At 35.6% G+C, this 17,525-nt stretch carries 18 protein-coding genes; 9 read left to right on the forward strand and 9 right to left on the reverse strand.

All coding sequences use genetic code 11. The annotated features are described in order from the left end of the window. The first annotated feature begins 332 nt into the window (after positions 1-332). Positions 333-3,191, forward strand: a complete 2,859-nt coding sequence (locus tag IQ247_RS06365) for a PAS domain S-box protein (protein ID WP_228059527.1) — start codon at positions 333-335, stop codon at positions 3,189-3,191. A 196-nt stretch (positions 3,192-3,387) separates the two neighbouring features. Then, the gene (locus tag IQ247_RS06370) at positions 3,388-3,582 is read left to right on the forward strand and encodes an RNA-binding S4 domain-containing protein (protein ID WP_193918156.1); all 195 of its coding nucleotides are present in this window, start codon (positions 3,388-3,390) and stop codon (positions 3,580-3,582) included. Here IQ247_RS06370 and IQ247_RS06375 read toward each other — a convergent pair. Continuing rightward, on the reverse strand, positions 3,560-3,814 hold the full coding sequence (locus IQ247_RS06375) for a hypothetical protein (protein ID WP_193918158.1): 255 nt from the start codon (positions 3,812-3,814) through the stop codon (positions 3,560-3,562). The genes IQ247_RS06370 and IQ247_RS06375 overlap by 23 nt on opposite strands. Before the next feature lie 14 nt (positions 3,815-3,828). Beyond that, positions 3,829-4,062 carry a hypothetical protein gene (locus tag IQ247_RS06380; RefSeq protein ID WP_193918160.1) on the reverse strand — a complete coding sequence of 78 codons (234 nt, stop codon included), beginning with the start codon at positions 4,060-4,062 and terminating at the stop codon, positions 3,829-3,831. A 192-nt stretch (positions 4,063-4,254) separates the two neighbouring features. Here IQ247_RS06380 and IQ247_RS06385 point away from each other — a divergent pair, with 192 nt between their 5' ends. After that, the gene (locus IQ247_RS06385; RefSeq protein WP_193918162.1) at positions 4,255-4,905 is read left to right on the forward strand and encodes an IS607 family transposase; all 651 of its coding nucleotides are present in this window, start codon (positions 4,255-4,257) and stop codon (positions 4,903-4,905) included. Positions 4,906-4,914: 9 nt separating this feature from the next. Next, the gene (locus tag IQ247_RS06390; protein ID WP_193918164.1) at positions 4,915-5,994 is read left to right on the forward strand and encodes an RNA-guided endonuclease InsQ/TnpB family protein; all 1,080 of its coding nucleotides are present in this window, start codon (positions 4,915-4,917) and stop codon (positions 5,992-5,994) included. 268 nt (positions 5,995-6,262) lie between these two features. On the opposite strand, the gene hpf is transcribed toward IQ247_RS06390, so the two are convergent. Continuing rightward, the gene (hpf, locus tag IQ247_RS06395; protein WP_193918166.1) at positions 6,263-6,916 is read right to left on the reverse strand and encodes a ribosome hibernation-promoting factor, HPF/YfiA family; all 654 of its coding nucleotides are present in this window, start codon (positions 6,914-6,916) and stop codon (positions 6,263-6,265) included. Positions 6,917-7,304: 388 nt separating this feature from the next. Between hpf and lipB the strand changes: the two genes are divergently transcribed. Further along, entirely contained in the window at positions 7,305-7,982 is a 678-nt protein-coding gene (gene lipB, locus IQ247_RS06400; RefSeq protein WP_193918168.1) for a lipoyl(octanoyl) transferase LipB, read from the forward strand. A 34-nt stretch (positions 7,983-8,016) separates the two neighbouring features. Here lipB and IQ247_RS06405 read toward each other — a convergent pair whose 3' ends face one another. Next, complete coding sequence (locus tag IQ247_RS06405; RefSeq protein WP_193918280.1) at positions 8,017-8,211, reverse strand: hypothetical protein; 195 nt, start codon at positions 8,209-8,211, stop codon at positions 8,017-8,019. 61 nt (positions 8,212-8,272) lie between these two features. Here IQ247_RS06405 and IQ247_RS06410 point away from each other — a divergent pair, with 61 nt between their 5' ends. From IQ247_RS06410 to IQ247_RS06420, 3 genes are all read left to right on the forward strand, one after another. After that, complete coding sequence (locus IQ247_RS06410; RefSeq protein WP_193918170.1) at positions 8,273-9,496, forward strand: RNA-guided endonuclease InsQ/TnpB family protein; 1,224 nt, start codon at positions 8,273-8,275, stop codon at positions 9,494-9,496. A 96-nt stretch (positions 9,497-9,592) separates the two neighbouring features. Beyond that, a complete protein-coding gene (locus IQ247_RS06415) occupies positions 9,593-9,835 on the forward strand; it encodes a hypothetical protein (RefSeq protein ID WP_193918172.1) in 243 nt (80 codons plus the stop codon). Positions 9,836-10,011: 176 nt separating this feature from the next. Beyond that, entirely contained in the window at positions 10,012-10,392 is a 381-nt protein-coding gene (locus tag IQ247_RS06420; RefSeq protein WP_193918174.1) for a GFA family protein, read from the forward strand. A gap of 117 nt (positions 10,393-10,509) precedes the next feature. On the opposite strand, the gene IQ247_RS06425 is transcribed toward IQ247_RS06420, so the two are convergent. The 3 genes from IQ247_RS06425 to IQ247_RS06435 form a co-directional block, all read right to left on the reverse strand. Continuing rightward, positions 10,510-11,154 carry a DUF3386 domain-containing protein gene (locus IQ247_RS06425; protein WP_193918176.1) on the reverse strand — a complete coding sequence of 215 codons (645 nt, stop codon included), beginning with the start codon at positions 11,152-11,154 and terminating at the stop codon, positions 10,510-10,512. Positions 11,155-11,223: 69 nt separating this feature from the next. Next, positions 11,224-12,114 carry a metallophosphoesterase gene (locus tag IQ247_RS06430; protein ID WP_193918178.1) on the reverse strand — a complete coding sequence of 297 codons (891 nt, stop codon included), beginning with the start codon at positions 12,112-12,114 and terminating at the stop codon, positions 11,224-11,226. Positions 12,115-12,427: 313 nt separating this feature from the next. Further along, positions 12,428-13,228 carry an SAM hydrolase/SAM-dependent halogenase family protein gene (locus tag IQ247_RS06435; RefSeq protein WP_193918180.1) on the reverse strand — a complete coding sequence of 267 codons (801 nt, stop codon included), beginning with the start codon at positions 13,226-13,228 and terminating at the stop codon, positions 12,428-12,430. Between the two features lie 501 nt (positions 13,229-13,729). On the opposite strand from IQ247_RS06435, the gene IQ247_RS06440 reads away from it, so the two are divergent. After that, positions 13,730-14,806, forward strand: coding sequence for a glycosyltransferase family 4 protein (locus IQ247_RS06440; RefSeq protein WP_193918182.1), 1,077 nt, complete (start codon positions 13,730-13,732; stop codon positions 14,804-14,806). Positions 14,807-14,868: 62 nt separating this feature from the next. Here the strand turns inward: IQ247_RS06440 and IQ247_RS06445 are convergent, their stop codons facing one another. Both IQ247_RS06445 and IQ247_RS06450 read right to left on the reverse strand, forming a co-directional pair. After that, positions 14,869-15,594: an acyltransferase gene (locus IQ247_RS06445; RefSeq protein WP_193918184.1), complete on the reverse strand. Its 726-nt coding sequence runs from the start codon at positions 15,592-15,594 to the stop codon at positions 14,869-14,871. Positions 15,595-15,801: 207 nt separating this feature from the next. Next, entirely contained in the window at positions 15,802-17,229 is a 1,428-nt protein-coding gene (locus tag IQ247_RS06450; protein WP_193918186.1) for a sugar transferase, read from the reverse strand. Positions 17,230-17,525: the final 296 nt, after the last annotated feature.

Raw genomic sequence — 17,525 nt, forward strand, 5'->3', positions numbered from 1 at the left:
TAGCATCTTTTAACTCAAAATTATTTTGGTCAATTGGGTGGGGACTTTTATCATTAGTCAGGATTACGTAAGAATTATATAACTAAATAGTAAATAGATAAATAATCAAGGTTTGAATAATTAATATATATTTTCAGCTTTTGACTTTTCATCTTTGACCTGAAAATGATACTGTTTCTTGTATAATAAAACCTTACTTCTTGCCGTTTGGGTTATGTCTATGTAAATACACTAATCTCAAATATTGTTTTCATACTCATAGGATTTTATGAGACACTAATGATAATTTAGTTGCGTCACGTTTTTAAATAATTGCTCTATTGGGGACGAGCATGGCATTAAATAGTTATAGTATTCTGCTGTTAGAAACGAATCAAAACGATAATGAATGGTTACAGCCAATGCTGTTACAACATCAGGTGACTTTGGCTAAATTATCTGAAGCTAAATCGATTAGCTCCGCTCAATCAATGGATGCTGTTATATTAAATTTACGATTGAGTAATATTGAAGATTTTGAAATTATTTCCTCAATTCGTAATCTGTTACCTAATGGAGCAATTGTGGTAATCAGTGAAAATGAAGATGAAGCAGTGATGACAAGAGCAATCGAGTTGGGTGTAGATGATATTATATTCAAAAAGAATATCACTAAGGATTTACAATGGACTTTGATATCTGCGATTGAGAGACGAAAGCGTTTTAATTGTGATATTCGGGAATGTAAGATATCCGAGCAAAATAAACACAATAGCGAAGCAAGATGGCGTTTTCTGTTCGAGGCAACTTCTGAAGGAATTATGTTACACAATCGAGGAACGATTTTAGACGTGAATCATGCTTTAGCGCAAATGACTGGTTATGAAATTGAGGAACTAATTGGTAGAAATGGGTTTGAATTAGTTACACCAGAATCCCAAGAATTAATTAGAAAAAATATTATTTCGGGTTATGAAAAACCTTATCGAGTTAATATAATCAAAAAAGATGGTTCTATATTTATGGTGGAAATTGAAGCGAAAATAATTTCTCAAAGTTCTCAAAATATACGGGTAGCAGTGATTAGAGATATTACAGAATGCCATCGAGTAAAAACAGCTTTGCACGCAAGAGAAAATCTGTTGCGACAACAAAGTCAAACCTTGGTAGAACTGGCTAACAGTAAAGCTTTTATCAAAGGAAATTTAATTGACTCTGTACGGGAAATTACTCAAGCAGCAGCCAAAATTTTGGATGTTGAACAAGTTGGTGTTTGGTTGTATAATCAAGACCATTCCCAATTAGAAAGTGTTGATTTATATAATCGTAAAATCAGCAGACATTCACAATCAATTGTTTTAAAAAAAGAAGATTATCCCAACTATTTTACGGCTTTAGAAACAAATATTAATTCTGTGAATGATAGTTCAAAATTTATTGTCACTCAAGAACTATCAAAATTTTACCTTCCCGTATTTGGTGTCACATCTGTATTAAACGTACCGATTTGGCTTGGGGGTTCCGTGGTAGGTATAGTATGTCATGCATACTTTGATAACGATACATTTTCATCTCATCAATGGACTTTGGAAGAAGAACGTTTTGCAATCGCGATCGCAGATTTTTTAACATTAGCAATAGAAGCAAGCGAGCGTAAAGCCGCAGAAAAAGCATTAAAACAAAGTGAAGCCCAGTTTAGGGCAATTTTTGAACGTTCTTCTATGGGTATTTGCTTAGTAGATATCAAAGGAAGAATTGTTGATATCAATCCAGCGCTGTGCAAAATACTAAGATATAATTTTCACGAACTGAAGCACAAAAATTTTACAAATTATATTTGTTTTGAAAAGGGTGATTTAGAACTGTACAAAAAATTGATAGGGAGTAAAATTGAGCGTTTGGAAATTGAAAGACGGCTTTTGCACAAAGATGGTGGTACAGTTTGGACTCATTTAAGTATTTCTTTGATTGTGTATAATAATGGGAAACCTAAGTTTTTTCTTGCCATTATTGAAAATATCAGCGAACGTAAAGAAACTGAATTAGAACTACGGAAAAGTAAAGAAGCCGCAGAAGTTGCCAGTAGAGCGAAAAGTGAATTTTTAGCAACTATGAGCCATGAATTGCGAACTCCTCTCAATGCAATTATGGGTTTATCGCAATTACTTCAACAAGAGATTGTTGGTTCTATAAATGACAAACAAAAAGAATATATAGACTGTATATACAGCAGTGGTTTACATTTATTGGAATTAATTAACGATATTCTTGATTTATCAAAAATAGAAGCAGGAAAAGAAGAATTATCGTTATTTCCTTTGCGAGTAGAAGATTTGTGTAATTATGTGATTTCAACAGTACGTGAACGTGCAGAAGAAAAAGGATTACAATTAAATTTTTCCATTGATAAACAAGTAGAAACTTGCATTGCTGATCAAAGAAGAATTAAACAAATGCTCTTAAATCTACTCACCAATGCAATTAAATTTACTTCTGTTGGTTCAGTTTCATTACAAGTCATGAAAATGCCTCAAAAAATTGCATTTCGAGTATGTGATACTGGTATTGGCATTAAACCACATCAATTTCAATATTTATTTGAACCTTTTAAACAACTTGATTCTCGGTTAAATCGTCAGTATGAAGGTACTGGTTTAGGTTTAGCTTTAACGCGCAAATTAGCCCGTTTACATGGTGGAGATGTAACCGTAGAATCAACTTTTGGGAAAGGTAGTCGGTTTACTTTATTTCTTCCCGACAACGAATTTCAAGCAGAAAATGAAATAGAAAAATGGGAAGCAAAAATCAACAATATTAATAATTTAATATCTTCCACAGATACTTTAGTAAATAAACGTATTTTATTGATAGAAGACGACACACATACTGGCACATTATTACAAGATTATCTGCAAACAATTGGCTATCAAGTTGAGTGGATGGTAGATGGAAATGATTTTCTAGATAAAGTCAGAATTTACCAACCTAATCTAATTCTATTAGATATCCAGCTAGGAGATTCTAGCGGTTGGGATTTACTTACTTCCTTACGACAAACTTCAGATTTAGAAGATAAACTTGTAGTCGTTATGACACCGAGTCCGGATGATGATGTAAGGGATAGATATATTCAAGCTGGTGCAAATGATTTTGTGAGTAAACCAATTGGTATTGTAAAATTAGAATTGATATTAATGCGGTATTTTAATTAAAAAATAGGATGGGAATGGGTAATTGGTAATTGGTAATTGGTAATTAAATCCGTGAAATCAGTGTAATCCTTTTTAATCCGTGGTTAGTGATTGGTAATTGGTAATTAAATCCGTGAAATCAATCAGTGTAATCCTTTTTAATCCGTGGTTAGTGATGGGTAATTGGTAATAAATCATCAATGAATGATAATTAATTATGATAAAACTTGATCAATTTTTGAAATTATTGGGTGTAGCGCAAAGTGGGGGACAAGCCAAACACATTATCGTGGAAGGTAATGTCAAGGTTAACGGTGTCTTAGAAACTCGTCGAGGTAGACAGTTAGTAACTGGGGATAAAGTCACCGTGGGAACCCAAACTTTTGAAGTTAAAGATTTGGAAAAATTATAAATAGAGTTAGAGATGTTTTTGTAGTAGTTGATGGTTGAGGTTTTTGCTGCGGTTTAATTAAATTAAATAAGGTAATTATTAAAGGTAAAAGCAAGGCTAAAACCACAATAATCGCAGTAATTTTAAATATTATAGGTCGTTTACGTCCTTTTGTCGGATAACCGCAGCTTAAACAAATTTCCTCTTCACTACTATTGAGAACACCACAAACTTTACAAGGTTCTAAAGACATTTTTTATGCTAATGTTATAACCAAAAAAGCAGCCAATACCAAAATTGCTCGCCGAAAGCTGCTGATAATAAACCACATACCACTGCCGATATAAATATTATCCCTAATAAAGCAGTAACTGTTGGCGCATCCGCTGCTAATCCTAACGCAATTGCCAAGAAAATACCAAATATGAATCCGCAACCAAAACGAGCAGTAAATTGAGCGTGCTTATCGTCTTTTCGATCTGAGCGATTGTTTTTATCCATTAATTTGGGATGTTTAGAAGAACTTGCTTATTTTTATACTTCCCAAATCAAGTTAAATTTGAACACACTTTTGAGAATTATCTATAATATCAAGTCCGCATGATTAATTATTATTCTTTGTTGAGGTTAGGCTTAGTTGACAATTAACTAGACATTCATATACACTTATAGACTTAGTTCTACAGGTGTTTTATGTTTAAACCCCACGAGTTCTCAAAAAAAATAGGCGTTTCGGTCAAAACCCTTCAAAGATGGGATACATCAGGAAGGCTACCAGCTAAAAGAACATTATCGGGACATAGATTTTACACTGAAGACGATTTATTAATAGCTCAAGGTTTAAAACCTGTTGAATCAAAAAGAAAAGTTGTAGTTTATTGTCGTGTTTCTTCAACAGGTCAAAAACCAGAACTTAAAAATCAAATATCTGCGATGGAAATTTTTTGTTTAAATAGAGGTCTCGCAGTAGACGAATGGGTTTCTGAAATTGGGGGAGGTTTAAACTTTAAAAGAAAAAAGTTTTTAGCTATTATGCTTTCCATGATTAAGGGTGAAATATCAACTATAGTAGTAGCGCATAAAGATCGAATGTGCCGTTTTGCTTTTGATTTTATTCTTGAGTTAGCTACATCGACAGGTTGTGAAATTATAGTAGCTAATCAAGAATCTCTCTCTCCTCAACAAGAATTAGTTGAGGATTTAATGGCTATAATTCATGGTTTTTCTTGCCGTCTGTATGGTTTAAGAAATTACTCTAAAGAAATTAAAGAAAATCTTAAAAAAGCTATTGACAAAACTGGGCAAAGTATGTCAGGAGTAGACAATAAAGAAATCCAGTGTTGAGGTCGAACAATGCTTTTATCCATCAAAACAAAGTTAAAACTAAGTAAAAAACAAGAATTAGCTATGTGTAAACACGCGGGAATCTCGCGTTTTACATATAACTGGGGTTTAGCAACTTGGAATAATCTTTATCAAGATGGATTAAAGCCTAACAAATATCTCTTAAAAAAGTTCTTTAACAATCATGTAAAACCTGAATTAACATGGATTAAAGAGAAGGGTATTTGTCAGAAAATAACCCAATACGCTTTTGATAATTTAGGAACCGCTTTTGACAATTTCTTTAAGAAAAAAGCAGATTATCCTAAGTTCAAAAAGAAGGGTAAAAATGATTCATTTACAATTGATGCTGGTGGCAAGCCCATTCCTGTTGGTGGTAAATCTATTAAACTACCTACTATCGGATGGGTTAGAACTTACGAGGGCTTACCTCACACCACTTGTAAATCAATTACTATATCGAGAACTGCTAATAGTTGGTTTATTGCTTTTGCTTACGAACAATCACATGAACCTACTGTTAAAGAACATGATATTGTAGGTGTTGATTTGGGTGTTAAAGTGCTTGCAACGCTTTCAACCGGGGTTGTATTTCCTAATCCTAAACACTATAAAAAACATCTCGATAAACTAAAAAGATTATCTAGAACTTTTGCTAGAAAACTTAAAGGTTCTAACAATCGATATAAAGCGAAAATTGAACTTGCTAAACATCATACAAAAATAGCAAACCTTAGAAAAAACACTCTTCATCAAATCACTACTTACTTATGCAAAAACCACGCAAAAATAGTAATAGAAGATTTAAACATTTCTGGTATGCTCTCAAATCACAAGCTAGCTCAAGTAATTGCTGATTGTGGATTTTTTGAATTTAAGCGACAGTTAGAATATAAACCTAAAAAGTTTGGTTGTGAAATTATAATTGCAAGTCGTTGGTTCCCATCAAGTAAAACTTGTTCTAACTGTGGACATATTCAAGATATACCACTAAAAGAAAGAACTTACGACTGTAAAAATTGCGGGCATTCAATAGATAGGGATTTGAATGCCGCAATTAATTTATCGCGTTTGGTTAAAGCGTGTTAGCGGAGCGTTCGCTTTGCGAATAAGCTTGCTGAGGGTTAACTGCTCCCATGCCCCCGTTGAAGCAAGAAATAAATGTCTAGATTTGTCTAGTTTTTATATAGCAGTGTTAACTCTTGACTTTTCCCTACTCCACCCGAACCCTTTATTACAAGTATTTAACCGGACATCATCACAACAAAGCATATTCTTCTCTGGTTGTTTGATCCAAAATTTAAAAATAAATCATCCCCTAGTAAACTAAGGGATGAATTATCGGAAACTTCACTATTTAATGAGTATTGCTTTTTACCGGCATCGTAACGTTACCGTGAGCTTTACCGTTACCATTGCCGTTACCATTGGAATGACCGTTATTACGTGGTAAAATTACACCGTAACCACCGTGGTTACGCTCGTAAATCACATTAATCTCATTGGTTTCGCTGTTCTGGAACATATAAAAATCATGTCCAACCATTCGTAATTGTTCCAAAGCTTGGGAAATTGTCATCGGTGGCATGGCAAAATATTTAGTGCGAACTACTTCTTCGGGTAATTCGGGAGTGCGATCGCCAATTAAATCTGTGACTACTGCATCTGGAATCACTTCTTCAATCGTGTTGTTCTCAGCATGAATAGTGAGATCGCGTCGTCGTTCCTTATATTTTCGCAGTTGACGGGCAATTTTATTCGCAACTAAATCAATACTGGCATATAAATTTTCGCTGCTTTCCTCGGCACGGATCACATTACCGTTAGCGTAAATCGTTACTTCCGCTGTCTGATGTGAATTAATTCTGGGATTTCGAGCTACGCTCAAATGCACATCCACTTCGTTGGTAATATGCTGGAAATGATTTACTGCCTTTTCTATTTTCTGATGCACGTATTCCCGAATAGCATCGGTGATTTCAATATTTTTGCCGTGGATGACAAGCTTCATAAAAAAACTCTCCCGCTCGAATACTTTATTTGGTATGAAGAAAATTTGAACAAAAAGCTACGGTAAATATTGCAAGTACCGTTTTTACTTTCCTAAACTTTTCGCTTAATGCGAAATTTTCTTGTATTTAAGTTAAACTCCGACTCAATCAAATCTCAATCCATAAAATTAGATAGATACCCTTCTTCCTTGGTACTTTGGCTTGTAGAGAACTCCTCCCCACACAAATGAGCTATATATTCAAATTAACACTTGATTTTTTATAAAACTGCTTTATGTGACTTTCCTTTAAAATCCTTTGCATTGCTTGACATTTATTTATTCAAGCGCGTTTATTTGAAACACATAGAGTGTCATTGACTTCTTGCTTTTTATTCTTTGTTGTAGTATGAGTGCCACTAATAACCGATGTTTACTATACAATCAAGCAGTAATGCCATACTTGGATGCATGGACATGGCAACAAGAACTTCAAGCTCAGCGTATTAAAAACCCAAGTTTAGATGATGCCTTAATTCTGCTAGAACATTTTCCCGTATACACTTTAGGACGAGGAGCAACCAAGGAATTTCTCAATTTTGATATTGATGAAAATACCTATGAACTGCATAGAATTGAACGAGGTGGTGAAGTAACTTACCATTGTCCTGGACAATTGGTGGGGTATCCAATTTTAAATTTACAACGTCATCGTCAAGACCTACATTGGTATTTACGTCAATTAGAAGAAGTATTAATTCGGGTTCTAGCAATTTACAAACTGCAAGGAGAACGTATACCCTCACTCACTGGAGTATGGTTAGAAGGACGCAAGGTGGGAGCGATTGGTATAAAAGTAACTCGCTGGATTACCATGCACGGCTTTTCATTAAACGTTTGTCCCGACATGAAAGGCTTTGAGCGTATTGTACCTTGCGGTATATCCGATAAACCTGTTGCCAGTTTAACCGAATGGATTCCCGGTATTACTTGTAAACAAGTAAGGATTCACGTTGCAAACTGCTTTGCTCAAGTCTTTAACCTGGAATTAATCGAGCAACCCCCATACAATCTTGATCAAAGTTGAGGGTTGATAACTGTTAGCTAATACCTGCCCACATCTAGTCAAATCTATCCAAATTGTCCACACCTGCAATGAGTATATCTACAAATTCTCTTAACCGTTCTTGCCAGTCAGGGATGGTTTTTAATTTTTCTTTTTGTCCTGCTCTACCTTTAAAACAGATTGGTAGTTGGTCTAGCTCCCCTTTGACAATTTTTTTAGCACCAAGCTGATTATTTTTCTGGAATGGCATTGACTTCATCTGTATATGTTAATATACTAACTATAGCGCACCATTTGAGCGGTCGAGTCAAATGCAATTAGTAGAGAAACACATAATCAATAGACAGCATAAGTTTTGGTCATATTGCGATTATTTAGCTTTGCAATCAAAGCATCTTTACAACGCTGCTAACTATGTACAACGTCAATACTTTTTTCAAACTAAAAAGTATTACAACTCAATTGATATTTACCATCAAACGTCTAATTTAGAAGCATATCGTTATTTACCGACTAAAATCAGTAAACAGATAGTGCGTAGAGTTTCAGAAGCTTGGAAAGGTTGGTTAGCAGCATTAAAAGATTGGTTTAAACATCCTGATAAGTATCTTGGTAAGCCTAAAATGCCAGGATATAAACATAAAGAACGTGGTAGAAATATTGTTATTTATCCAATAGATGCTTTATCGAAACCCGCTTTAGCTAAAGGCATTGTTAAGCTTTCTCAGACAAATATTGAGATTTCAACTAAAGCTAATAATATAAATCAAGTAAGAATTGTTCCTAAACTCAACCATTATGTTATTGAAGTTGTTTATACAGCATATTTACCTGTTGAATCAACAGGTAAATATACCGCTGGTGTAGATTTAGGATTAAACAATTTAATGGCTATAACATCCAATCATCCAGGTATTAAACCTTTGTTGATTAATGGTAGACCGTTGAAAAGTATTAACCAATTCTTCAATAAAAGAGTTGCTAAAGCCCAATCTAAAGAAGCTAGGAAACAAGTAAAAGAACTTAACAGCAAGCGTGATAGAAGGATTGATAATTATCTCCATACTGTTAGCCGTAGAGTAATTGAATGGTGCCAATTAAATGATATTGGTCAAATAATTATTGGTAATAACCCTCGCTGGAAACAAGATATCAACATTGGTAAGAAGAATAATCAAACTTTTACTAAAATTCCTCATCTAAAACTGATTAGTTTGTTAACTTATAAAGCGCAGTTAGCTGGCGTTGGAGTGATTGTGACTGAAGAAAGTTATACCAGTAAGGCAAGTGCTTTAGATGGGGATGATTTGCCTGTTTACAAAGCCAAATCAGATGTTAAACCTGTGTTTAGTGGGAAGCGTGTAAAGCGTGGTTTATATAAAACTTCTACAAGTAGAACAATTAACGCTGATACCAACGGGAGTTTAAATATAGCTCGGAAAGTAATCCCAAACTTTATGGATGGGATAGAGGGGTTGCCGTTTATCCCTGTAGTTTTAGGACTTTGGACTAAGATTACAAACCTAGATATTTAGGTTTGGCTACATTTGAGTAGTTGTGTCTAGATATCTACGAGCGGTACTCACGTCAATTTAAAAGATAATTTATGATTAATTTGTGAATATTAATTTGTGAAAAGCGATATTTCACCTGAGTCAACTCAAACCTTCGGTACAGATTCACCGAAAAAACCGGAAGTACACGCTCCACCTTTAGTGGAATTCAACGAGCGTGACTGGAAAATCTTGGTGGAATTATTTGATCGAAAAGACAGCGATGAAATAGAAGCAGATATTAACAAAAAATTGAGTTGGATGGTACCAGAACCCGCTTGGGAAGATGAACCTTTAGACTTTTTACAGGAATACTTGTAAGAAGAGTTAGGAGTTAGGAGTTAGGAGTTAGGAGTTGGGAGTTGGGAGTTGGGAGTTGGGAGTTGGGAGTTGGGAGTTGGGAGTTGGGAGTGAGGAGTTGGGAGTTGGGAGTTGGGAGTTAGGAGTGAGGAGTTGGGAGTTAGAGTGAATTTGATAATTGATAATCGATAATTGTTATGTCAGTAACTTACGAAGGTGGATGTCATTGTGGTGCGGTGCGTTTCCGGGTTGTAGTTGATAATCGCAAAGTTGATGACTGTAATTGTTCAATCTGCACTAAGAAGGGTTTCTTGCATTTAATCGTGCCGCAAGAAAAGTTTACTTTATTAAAAGGTGAAGATAATTTAACCACCTATACTTTTAATACTGCTGTCGCAAAACACAAATTTTGTAGAAACTGCGGCATTCATTCTTTTTACATTCCCCGCAGTCATCCCGACTGTATTGATGTCAATCTACGCTGTCTCGATGGTGATGTCATATCGCAATTTGAAATAGTACCTTTTAATGGTCGCAATTGGGAAGACAATGTTGATCAATTAAGGAGTAGGGAGTAGAAAGTTAGGAGTTAGGAGTTAGGAGTTGGGAGTTAGTTGATGGTGGTTGGTGGTTATCAACTGTCAACTGTCAACTGTCAACTGTCAACTGTCCACTGTCCCCCCATCCCTTGGGAATTATCCCAACATCTGAATATTGGAGAAGATAAACTGCATAGTCATGGGTTTACCTTCTACTTGAGTGGTAATTATCCGTTCGTTAAGAATGGAATAATCGCCAACTTTTTCGTATTTATCTTCAAATTCGCTTTTTCCACCTTTTTGCTCGCCTGTCTGCGGGTCGTGGTATACAGAATCATAGCGATGAGCTAGATAGCCTGCACCTGTGTCGTGGGTGCTGAAGGTGTTGATTGTGACTACTACACCGTGAATGTGACGGTGAACGAGAACTACTTCGCGATCGCGAATTTTGTATTTATCTCCAGAAGATTTACCACCGACTAAAACTTCTACTGCACCGGATTCGTCGGTTTCACCTTCACTAAAGGTATTGTCTTTGTGGGAGTCTTCAAATTCGCGTCTAACCCGGTGAATTGCTATTTCCCATAATTGATTGTTAATTGCTTCTTTCGCTTGTTCGTCTTCTATGTCAAAAACTTCCGCTTTCAAATTAGGGTTAACGCGGACTTTTCCCTTAAATTCCTTATCTTCATATTTATAAGTCACATCCGCTGTATAACCGGGGAAATTATTGTCCCAAGTGTAACGGTTGTCATAAGCAGCCCGTAAAAGTTCGCGGGCAGAAGTTTTAGCTACTGTCATACCTATTCTATCTCCTATCGTCTTTGATTATGTTAGCTTGAATTAAGAGAAGCCCCGATCAAAACTTGATTATTTAGAACGCAGCGTAAATAAAGTAACTTCCGGAGGACAGTTAATTCTCAGAGGAACATCGCTGAATCCGATACCGCGATTAACATAAAGCTGATTACCTTGCTTACCATAGTCTTTAATCCAACCATCACCGTACACTTCTTCACCTTTAACTAAGGATACCCAAGACCATTGTGGTGTAAAGGGTAGCCGAATCTGACCTCCATGAGTGTGTCCTGCAACAGCAAAAGGTGCAGTTTGCGGTGGAAACGTTGCAAAGGATGCTGGGTTATGCATCATCACAACGCGAGGACTATTATCGGGAAGTTGGGATAAAGCTTTGTTAACATCGGCATTATTAGCAATGTAAGAACCAATTCCAACTAAATAAAGCGGTTGATTATTATTCACAACAGGTGAATTAATCTTAACTGCTTGATTTTCTAATACAGTTACGCCTATTTTTTCTAAAGCGGCTTTAACTCGATCTCCAAGTTCTGGTATGGGTGGTTTATGACTGTAGTCATGATTTCCTAATACCGCATAAGTAGGAATATTTGCTGCAATTAATGGTTGAATTGCGTTGGTAACTTTACTAAGTTCCTCAGACGGATTTGGCAAGGAATGATAAATAAAATCGCCGCTAATTAATACTGCTGCTGGTCGTTTTTCTACAAGAGTTTCGATGCTGCGGCGCATGGTGCCAGTATTATCAAACCACATTCCAGTTTGGAAATCACTTAGTTGACCGATAAGTTTTCCTTCCCAAGCAGGTGGCAAATTAGGAACAATCGCTGTCTGTTCTTCAATGTCAAGAAATTTTGGTTCAATTAATCCCCAAATAATTAGAACTACTAATACTCCGAATAATCCTAAAAATGAGTATTTTAAAAAGTTAGTAATTTTCATATTTTTTTTGCATTGCTCATCTTCTCTATCTACTTAATATCTAATAAATTAGATTAAGTCTAGTTACGAGTCAATTATTGGTGTATATAATTACTAATACCAGAAAAATGACATCCAGAAAACTTTCGTTAAGATTAATAAAATTATAAAGTACTGAACTGATTTATTTTGAGGCTAACTTTGTTATTTGCTCAGAAAATATCTCAATTACAATTTTTATCTATCGCAAGTTATAGATAAAATATTTTTTTATCGAGAAGATTATTCCTAAAGATTATTGACTATATCAGGTTTTTTAAATGCAAGATTAAAGTCAAATTATTTGCACCTCCGAACCCAATTTTAAACCTAATTCCAAATTAGCATTTCCGCCATTCACGGCAATTTCTACCCAACCATCACTACCAATGAGTGCTATGGCTTCTCCAGATTTCACATCGGAATAAGTTTCCCGCCCTTTGATTATATTTCCTTGTATCTCTACACTCCAATTTTTTCCTTTGACAAAATTCTGAGGAATATTAGTTACTAAATTTCCGAAATGGTCAATATATTGAATGCAGCCTGTTAATATATCATCTTTGCGAGTGCATTCTGGTAAATCTAATTTCACTAAACTTTCGGGGTTTATTTGTTGTCCTAATTTTTGCAAAGATATGCCATTAGCTAGATGCGCTCCGACAGGTGCAAAGATATCTCTACCGTGAAAAGTATTACTAGGTTCAGATGTCAGCCAATAATCGGGATTGGTTAACTCGACTGCTGAAATAACAGCATTTTGACTTAATACCCCACTAAGTAAACCATTATCTGGAGCAACTAAAAAACCCTGAGTTAATTCGACAGCAACTGCTCTACGATTCCCTCCTACTCCAGGATCTACCACCGCTACGTGTACGGTACCAACAGGGAAATAAGCATAAGCATTCATCAAGCAAAATCTGGCTGCAATGATGTTTTGCGGGGGAATTTGATGGGTTATATCAACCACTCTTGATATTGGATTAATTTGCGCGATCGCACCTTTCATGACAGCAACATACTCGTCGCTAATCCCAAAATCACTGAGCAATGTAATCAATGAATTTTTAATTGCTTGAGGGGAATCTTGCATTTCTAAAATGTTAAATTTATCTTAAGTTACAGGGAATGCGGTTTACACTACTGTAATTGTAGTGTTTATAACTATTTACAGATAACATTGGGAAATTTTAAATTTAAAATGAAAATAAGAAAAGCTTGTATGATGCTTACAGAGGGGATTTAAGAAGAGAATGTAATGGAACTAGCAAAACTTTTTGAATTTTTTCGCGTATAATCAAGGAGAATTGTATGGGGAGACACTTTGAAGGGATCGACAAACCTAGACGAAAAACCAACTCGATTTAAGGAATATCAAGGTACTAAGTCAGGGCAATGTTTGATAGATTAAACTTCTCGTTCAATAATGCTATGTTCAACGATTAAAATCAGTTAGACCGATACACATTCTGGAAAAGATTTAGTTGTCTACCTCTAAGGACGAATATCAATGAAGATATATTCCTATCCTCCGGTAGTAGATAAATCTGCCTCGCTTCGTTAAAGTTGATTACAAAAAGTTTAGGAGATTTATATGCGAATAGCTCAAGTTGCTCCACTGTGGGAGAGAGTTCCTCCCCCCGGTTATGGTGGTGTTGAGTTGGTCGTAGGATTGTTAACCGATGAATTAGTCCGACGAGGACATGAAGTGACTTTGTTTGCTTCGGGAGATTCGATAACTTTAGCAAAGTTGGAGTCTGTTTATCCCCGCGCTTTTCGTCTAGAACCTTCTATATCAGAGTATTCTGCTTATGAAGCCTTGCAGTTGAGTCGAGTTTACAAGCAGGCTAGTAAATTCGATGTAATTCATTCTCACATCGGTTACAATTCTCTTTTTCATGCTAGTTTTGTTGAAACTCCAACAGTTCATACTCTGCACGGTGCTTTCAACTCAGACACTAAGAAGGTTTATGCAGAAGCATCCGAACAGCCCTATGTAAGCATTTCCGATGCTCAACGGGAACCGTTGGACTTAAATTATGCAGCAACGGTGTACAACGGTATCGATACGGAAAGCCATCGTTTTTATGCTCAACCGCAGTCGGCTCCCTATTTAGCATTTTTAGGGAGGCTTTCTCCGGAAAAAGGACCTCACATCGCCATCGAAGTTGCTCAGAAATCTGGTGTACCTTTAAAGATGGCTGGTAAGGTAGATAGAGTTGATGTAGACTATTTTGAAAGTCAGATTAAGCCTCATATTGATGGCAAGCATATCGAGTATTTGGGTGAAGCCAATCACTTTGAGAAAAACGAGCTTTTAGGTAATGCGATCGCGATGTTATTCCCGATTACCTGGAGAGAACCTTTCGGCTTGGTAATGACAGAATCAATGGCTGCGGGAACCCCCGTACTTGCAAAACCCCTGGGTTCTGTACCAGAAGTGATTGCACACGGTAAAACTGGCTTTTTGTGCCACAGCGTTGATGACTATGTAAATGCGATTCAACGTTTGGCAGAAATAGACAGAAATGAGTGTCGCGCTCATGTAGAGCGTAATTTCAGTATTAAAAGCATGGTAGATGGTTATCTAGAAGTTTACAGCAAAGTAACGCGCAAGAAATTTGAAAAAAACGGTCATGCGGGTTTTTTGGCAAACTTACTCATGAGATAAATCAAAGGTGGATGGCTTGAGTTTAGCCATCCATTTTGTTTAGGGGTGCCTCTACTAGGAATTTATTGTATTTTGTTATAAGCTATTTTTGATGATAGTTTTGATGAAAATGCAATTGATTTATCAAGACGATTTCTAATTATTCTTGCAGGTGTACCAACTGCAACGGAAAAAGGAGGAATATTCCGATTAACAACAGAACCCGCACCGATAATACTTCCTTTGCCAATAACTACTCCATCTAATACAGTGACATTATGTCCTAACCAGCAATCATCCTCGATGGCAATTCCTTGATGAGTAAGTCCTTGCTCTTCAATCGGTCGATTTGGGTCTGTAAAAATGTGATTATTGGCAAATATTCCACAATGAGGTGAAATTAAACAGTTTTTACCAATTTGAATATTTCCTGTACCGCTAATTACGACATAAGGTCCGATATAAGCATTTTCGTGAATAGTAATCTGTGTATCGTACAGCGAACGAATATCAACACCCCGTTCTAATCTAACTCTGTCTTTGATATCTACCTTATTATTTGGATGTCCTAAAGCGTTAATTTGAACTCCTTTTAAAAGACTTACTTGATTACCGATTTTAATGCAAGGAGTACCAATTAGCTCAACACAATGTTGGATATTAACCGATTTACCTATTTTATTCAAAAGACTGCGATACACAAGGTTTCTGATTTTTTTTCCCAGGAAAATGTTAGGAATAGCTCCAAAAATAGTAGTCAGCAATCTTTCTTTTAAAGATATTTGATTAAAAGTAGTAGTTGCTTCCATGGTGATGACCTCGATAACTCATATTAATTATCATATAGATTATGTAGGTCTACTTAAAATAAAAATATTTGCAAAGTATTTTGCAGGCTATAGAAGTCGGGTTTTTACGATGGTTGCCTTATGTGATAGATATTTAACATCAAAAACCCGACTTCTTGGCAACTGTTTGTGGTAAATATACTGAAGAATAGCCGAATCAACTTTGAATTAATAAGCTCCGGTTTTTTGCAAAACAACCCTTACAGTTTGTAGCAAAATTCTCATATCTAAGAGAATAGACCAGTTTTCAATATAGCGAATATCTAATTTTACAGCATCCTCAAATTTCTCGATATCCGAGCGACCTGAAACTTGCCATAAACCAGTAATACCGGGTAAAACTTCTTGTCTAATAAAGTGCGGTGTTTGGAACTTTTCCACATCTCTCAGAGGCAGGGGACGAGGACCAACTAAACTCATATCTCCAAGTAAAACATTAAATAATTGTGGTAATTCATCCAAACTGTAAAGACGGAGAAATTTACCAATTTTGGTGATACGAGGGTCATCTTTCATTTTGAAAAGTACCCCATCTTTTATTTCATTTTTGGCTTCTAAAGTTGCCTGTAATTTCTCCGCATTTGTCACCATAGTACGGAATTTCCAAATTTTGAACTTCTTGCAGTGTAAACCAATCCGCTCTTGTTTAAAAAAGATTGGTCCGGGAGAATCTAATTTAATTAGTAAGGAAATTAATAGATATAAAGGTGAAAATAAGATAAGTAAAACAATCGAACAGCACAGGTCAAAACACCGCTTAATCCAAAAATCGCTACCTGCAATAATTGGTGCTGGAATTGTTAAACAAGGAACATTACCGATTGTCCAAAATATAGATTTCGGATGATGAATATGATTGTTTGTTGGTAGTATACGTAAAGTAATACCAGCAGCTTGAAAATGCCAACAAACATAGAGACGATTTTTAATTGCGTTCCAAGAAACAAAAGCCTCTACTATATCTTGTTGACGAAGAAATGCAAAAGTTGCATCTCTGTTTGCTCTATCTAAACATTGAGAGTCGGCAACTCCTTGTAAGGTATAGCAATTTTCTTTTTGAATTAAATTTATATGACTATCTTGTTCTTGAGGGTCACTAATTACAAAAACTGGATAGCAAATTGCTCCTTTTCTACGCAATATTTTGGTTAAAAAATCGAAAAGAAAGCGTCCTGTACAGCTAAAAGTTACCGATAACAGCCAAAATAATAAAAAACTAGAACGGGATACATAACCTTCTGGTTCGTAGAGAAAAGCAATTAATAATAGAAATATTTCTGATAAGGTAACTGCTTTGATTAAAGCTGTATAATTACGCCGATAAGTACCGGGTAAATATAATCCTTTGCTGGCAATAGTTACAATTCCAACTGTTAGAATCAGTAAAATAAATGATGATTTTTTAGTCCAAGGAGATTCTAAGAAAGTTCCAAAAGTTGTTGCTAATCTCCATGCGAAACTCAGAGCAATAATATCTAAAGAAACCAGCGTAAAAACCCTGAGAAACCTAATTGCAATTCCTTTCTTTAAATTTGTACCTTTAGCTGACCTTAAGTCTGGTTGAAGATTTACTACTGGTAGAGAACGATAAGCCATAATTGATATTACACCTGTATAAATTTTGGTTGATTGTTGTTTGTTGGGTTAGATCTATTGCACTAAGTTATACCGATTTTGTGTGAAATTGCATAGGATTTTAAATCCTCTCAATAGACATACACAATAAGAAGTCGGGTTTGTTCGAGAAACCCGACTTCTCTCCCTAGATGGGATATATTTATGCAGCTTCATAGGTATTAATAGAGCAAGATTTGCGTACAATTATTTGACAAATACAATGCTATTTCTTCCAAATAAATTGTCGTTGCGGAAAAATTATTTTAGGAACATAA

This window comes from Plectonema cf. radiosum LEGE 06105, from assembly GCF_015207665.1.
Taxonomy (GTDB): domain Bacteria; phylum Cyanobacteriota; class Cyanobacteriia; order Cyanobacteriales; family Nostocaceae; genus Rivularia; species Rivularia radiosa_A.

Bases quoted from the DNA above. Each gene is read 5' to 3' on its own strand.
- IQ247_RS06365 (WP_228059527.1), top strand. From the start codon at position 333: ATGGCATTAAATAGTTATAGTATTCTGCTGTTAGAAACGAATCAAAAC.
- IQ247_RS06370 (WP_193918156.1), top strand. From the start codon at position 3,388: ATGATAAAACTTGATCAATTTTTGAAATTATTGGGTGTAGCGCAAAGT.
- IQ247_RS06375 (WP_193918158.1), bottom strand. From the start codon at position 3,814: ATGTCTTTAGAACCTTGTAAAGTTTGTGGTGTTCTCAATAGTAGTGAA.
- IQ247_RS06380 (WP_193918160.1), bottom strand. From the start codon at position 4,062: ATGGATAAAAACAATCGCTCAGATCGAAAAGACGATAAGCACGCTCAA.
- IQ247_RS06385 (WP_193918162.1), top strand. From the start codon at position 4,255: ATGTTTAAACCCCACGAGTTCTCAAAAAAAATAGGCGTTTCGGTCAAA.
- IQ247_RS06390 (WP_193918164.1), top strand. From the start codon at position 4,915: ATGCTTTTATCCATCAAAACAAAGTTAAAACTAAGTAAAAAACAAGAA.
- hpf (WP_193918166.1), bottom strand. From the start codon at position 6,916: ATGAAGCTTGTCATCCACGGCAAAAATATTGAAATCACCGATGCTATT.
- lipB (WP_193918168.1), top strand. From the start codon at position 7,305: ATGAGTGCCACTAATAACCGATGTTTACTATACAATCAAGCAGTAATG.
- IQ247_RS06405 (WP_193918280.1), bottom strand. From the start codon at position 8,211: ATGCCATTCCAGAAAAATAATCAGCTTGGTGCTAAAAAAATTGTCAAA.
- IQ247_RS06410 (WP_193918170.1), top strand. From the start codon at position 8,273: ATGCAATTAGTAGAGAAACACATAATCAATAGACAGCATAAGTTTTGG.
- IQ247_RS06420 (WP_193918174.1), top strand. From the start codon at position 10,012: ATGTCAGTAACTTACGAAGGTGGATGTCATTGTGGTGCGGTGCGTTTC.
- IQ247_RS06425 (WP_193918176.1), bottom strand. From the start codon at position 11,154: ATGACAGTAGCTAAAACTTCTGCCCGCGAACTTTTACGGGCTGCTTAT.
- IQ247_RS06430 (WP_193918178.1), bottom strand. From the start codon at position 12,114: ATGAAAATTACTAACTTTTTAAAATACTCATTTTTAGGATTATTCGGA.
- IQ247_RS06435 (WP_193918180.1), bottom strand. From the start codon at position 13,228: ATGCAAGATTCCCCTCAAGCAATTAAAAATTCATTGATTACATTGCTC.
- IQ247_RS06440 (WP_193918182.1), top strand. From the start codon at position 13,730: ATGCGAATAGCTCAAGTTGCTCCACTGTGGGAGAGAGTTCCTCCCCCC.
- IQ247_RS06445 (WP_193918184.1), bottom strand. From the start codon at position 15,594: ATGGAAGCAACTACTACTTTTAATCAAATATCTTTAAAAGAAAGATTG.
- IQ247_RS06450 (WP_193918186.1), bottom strand. From the start codon at position 17,229: ATGGCTTATCGTTCTCTACCAGTAGTAAATCTTCAACCAGACTTAAGG.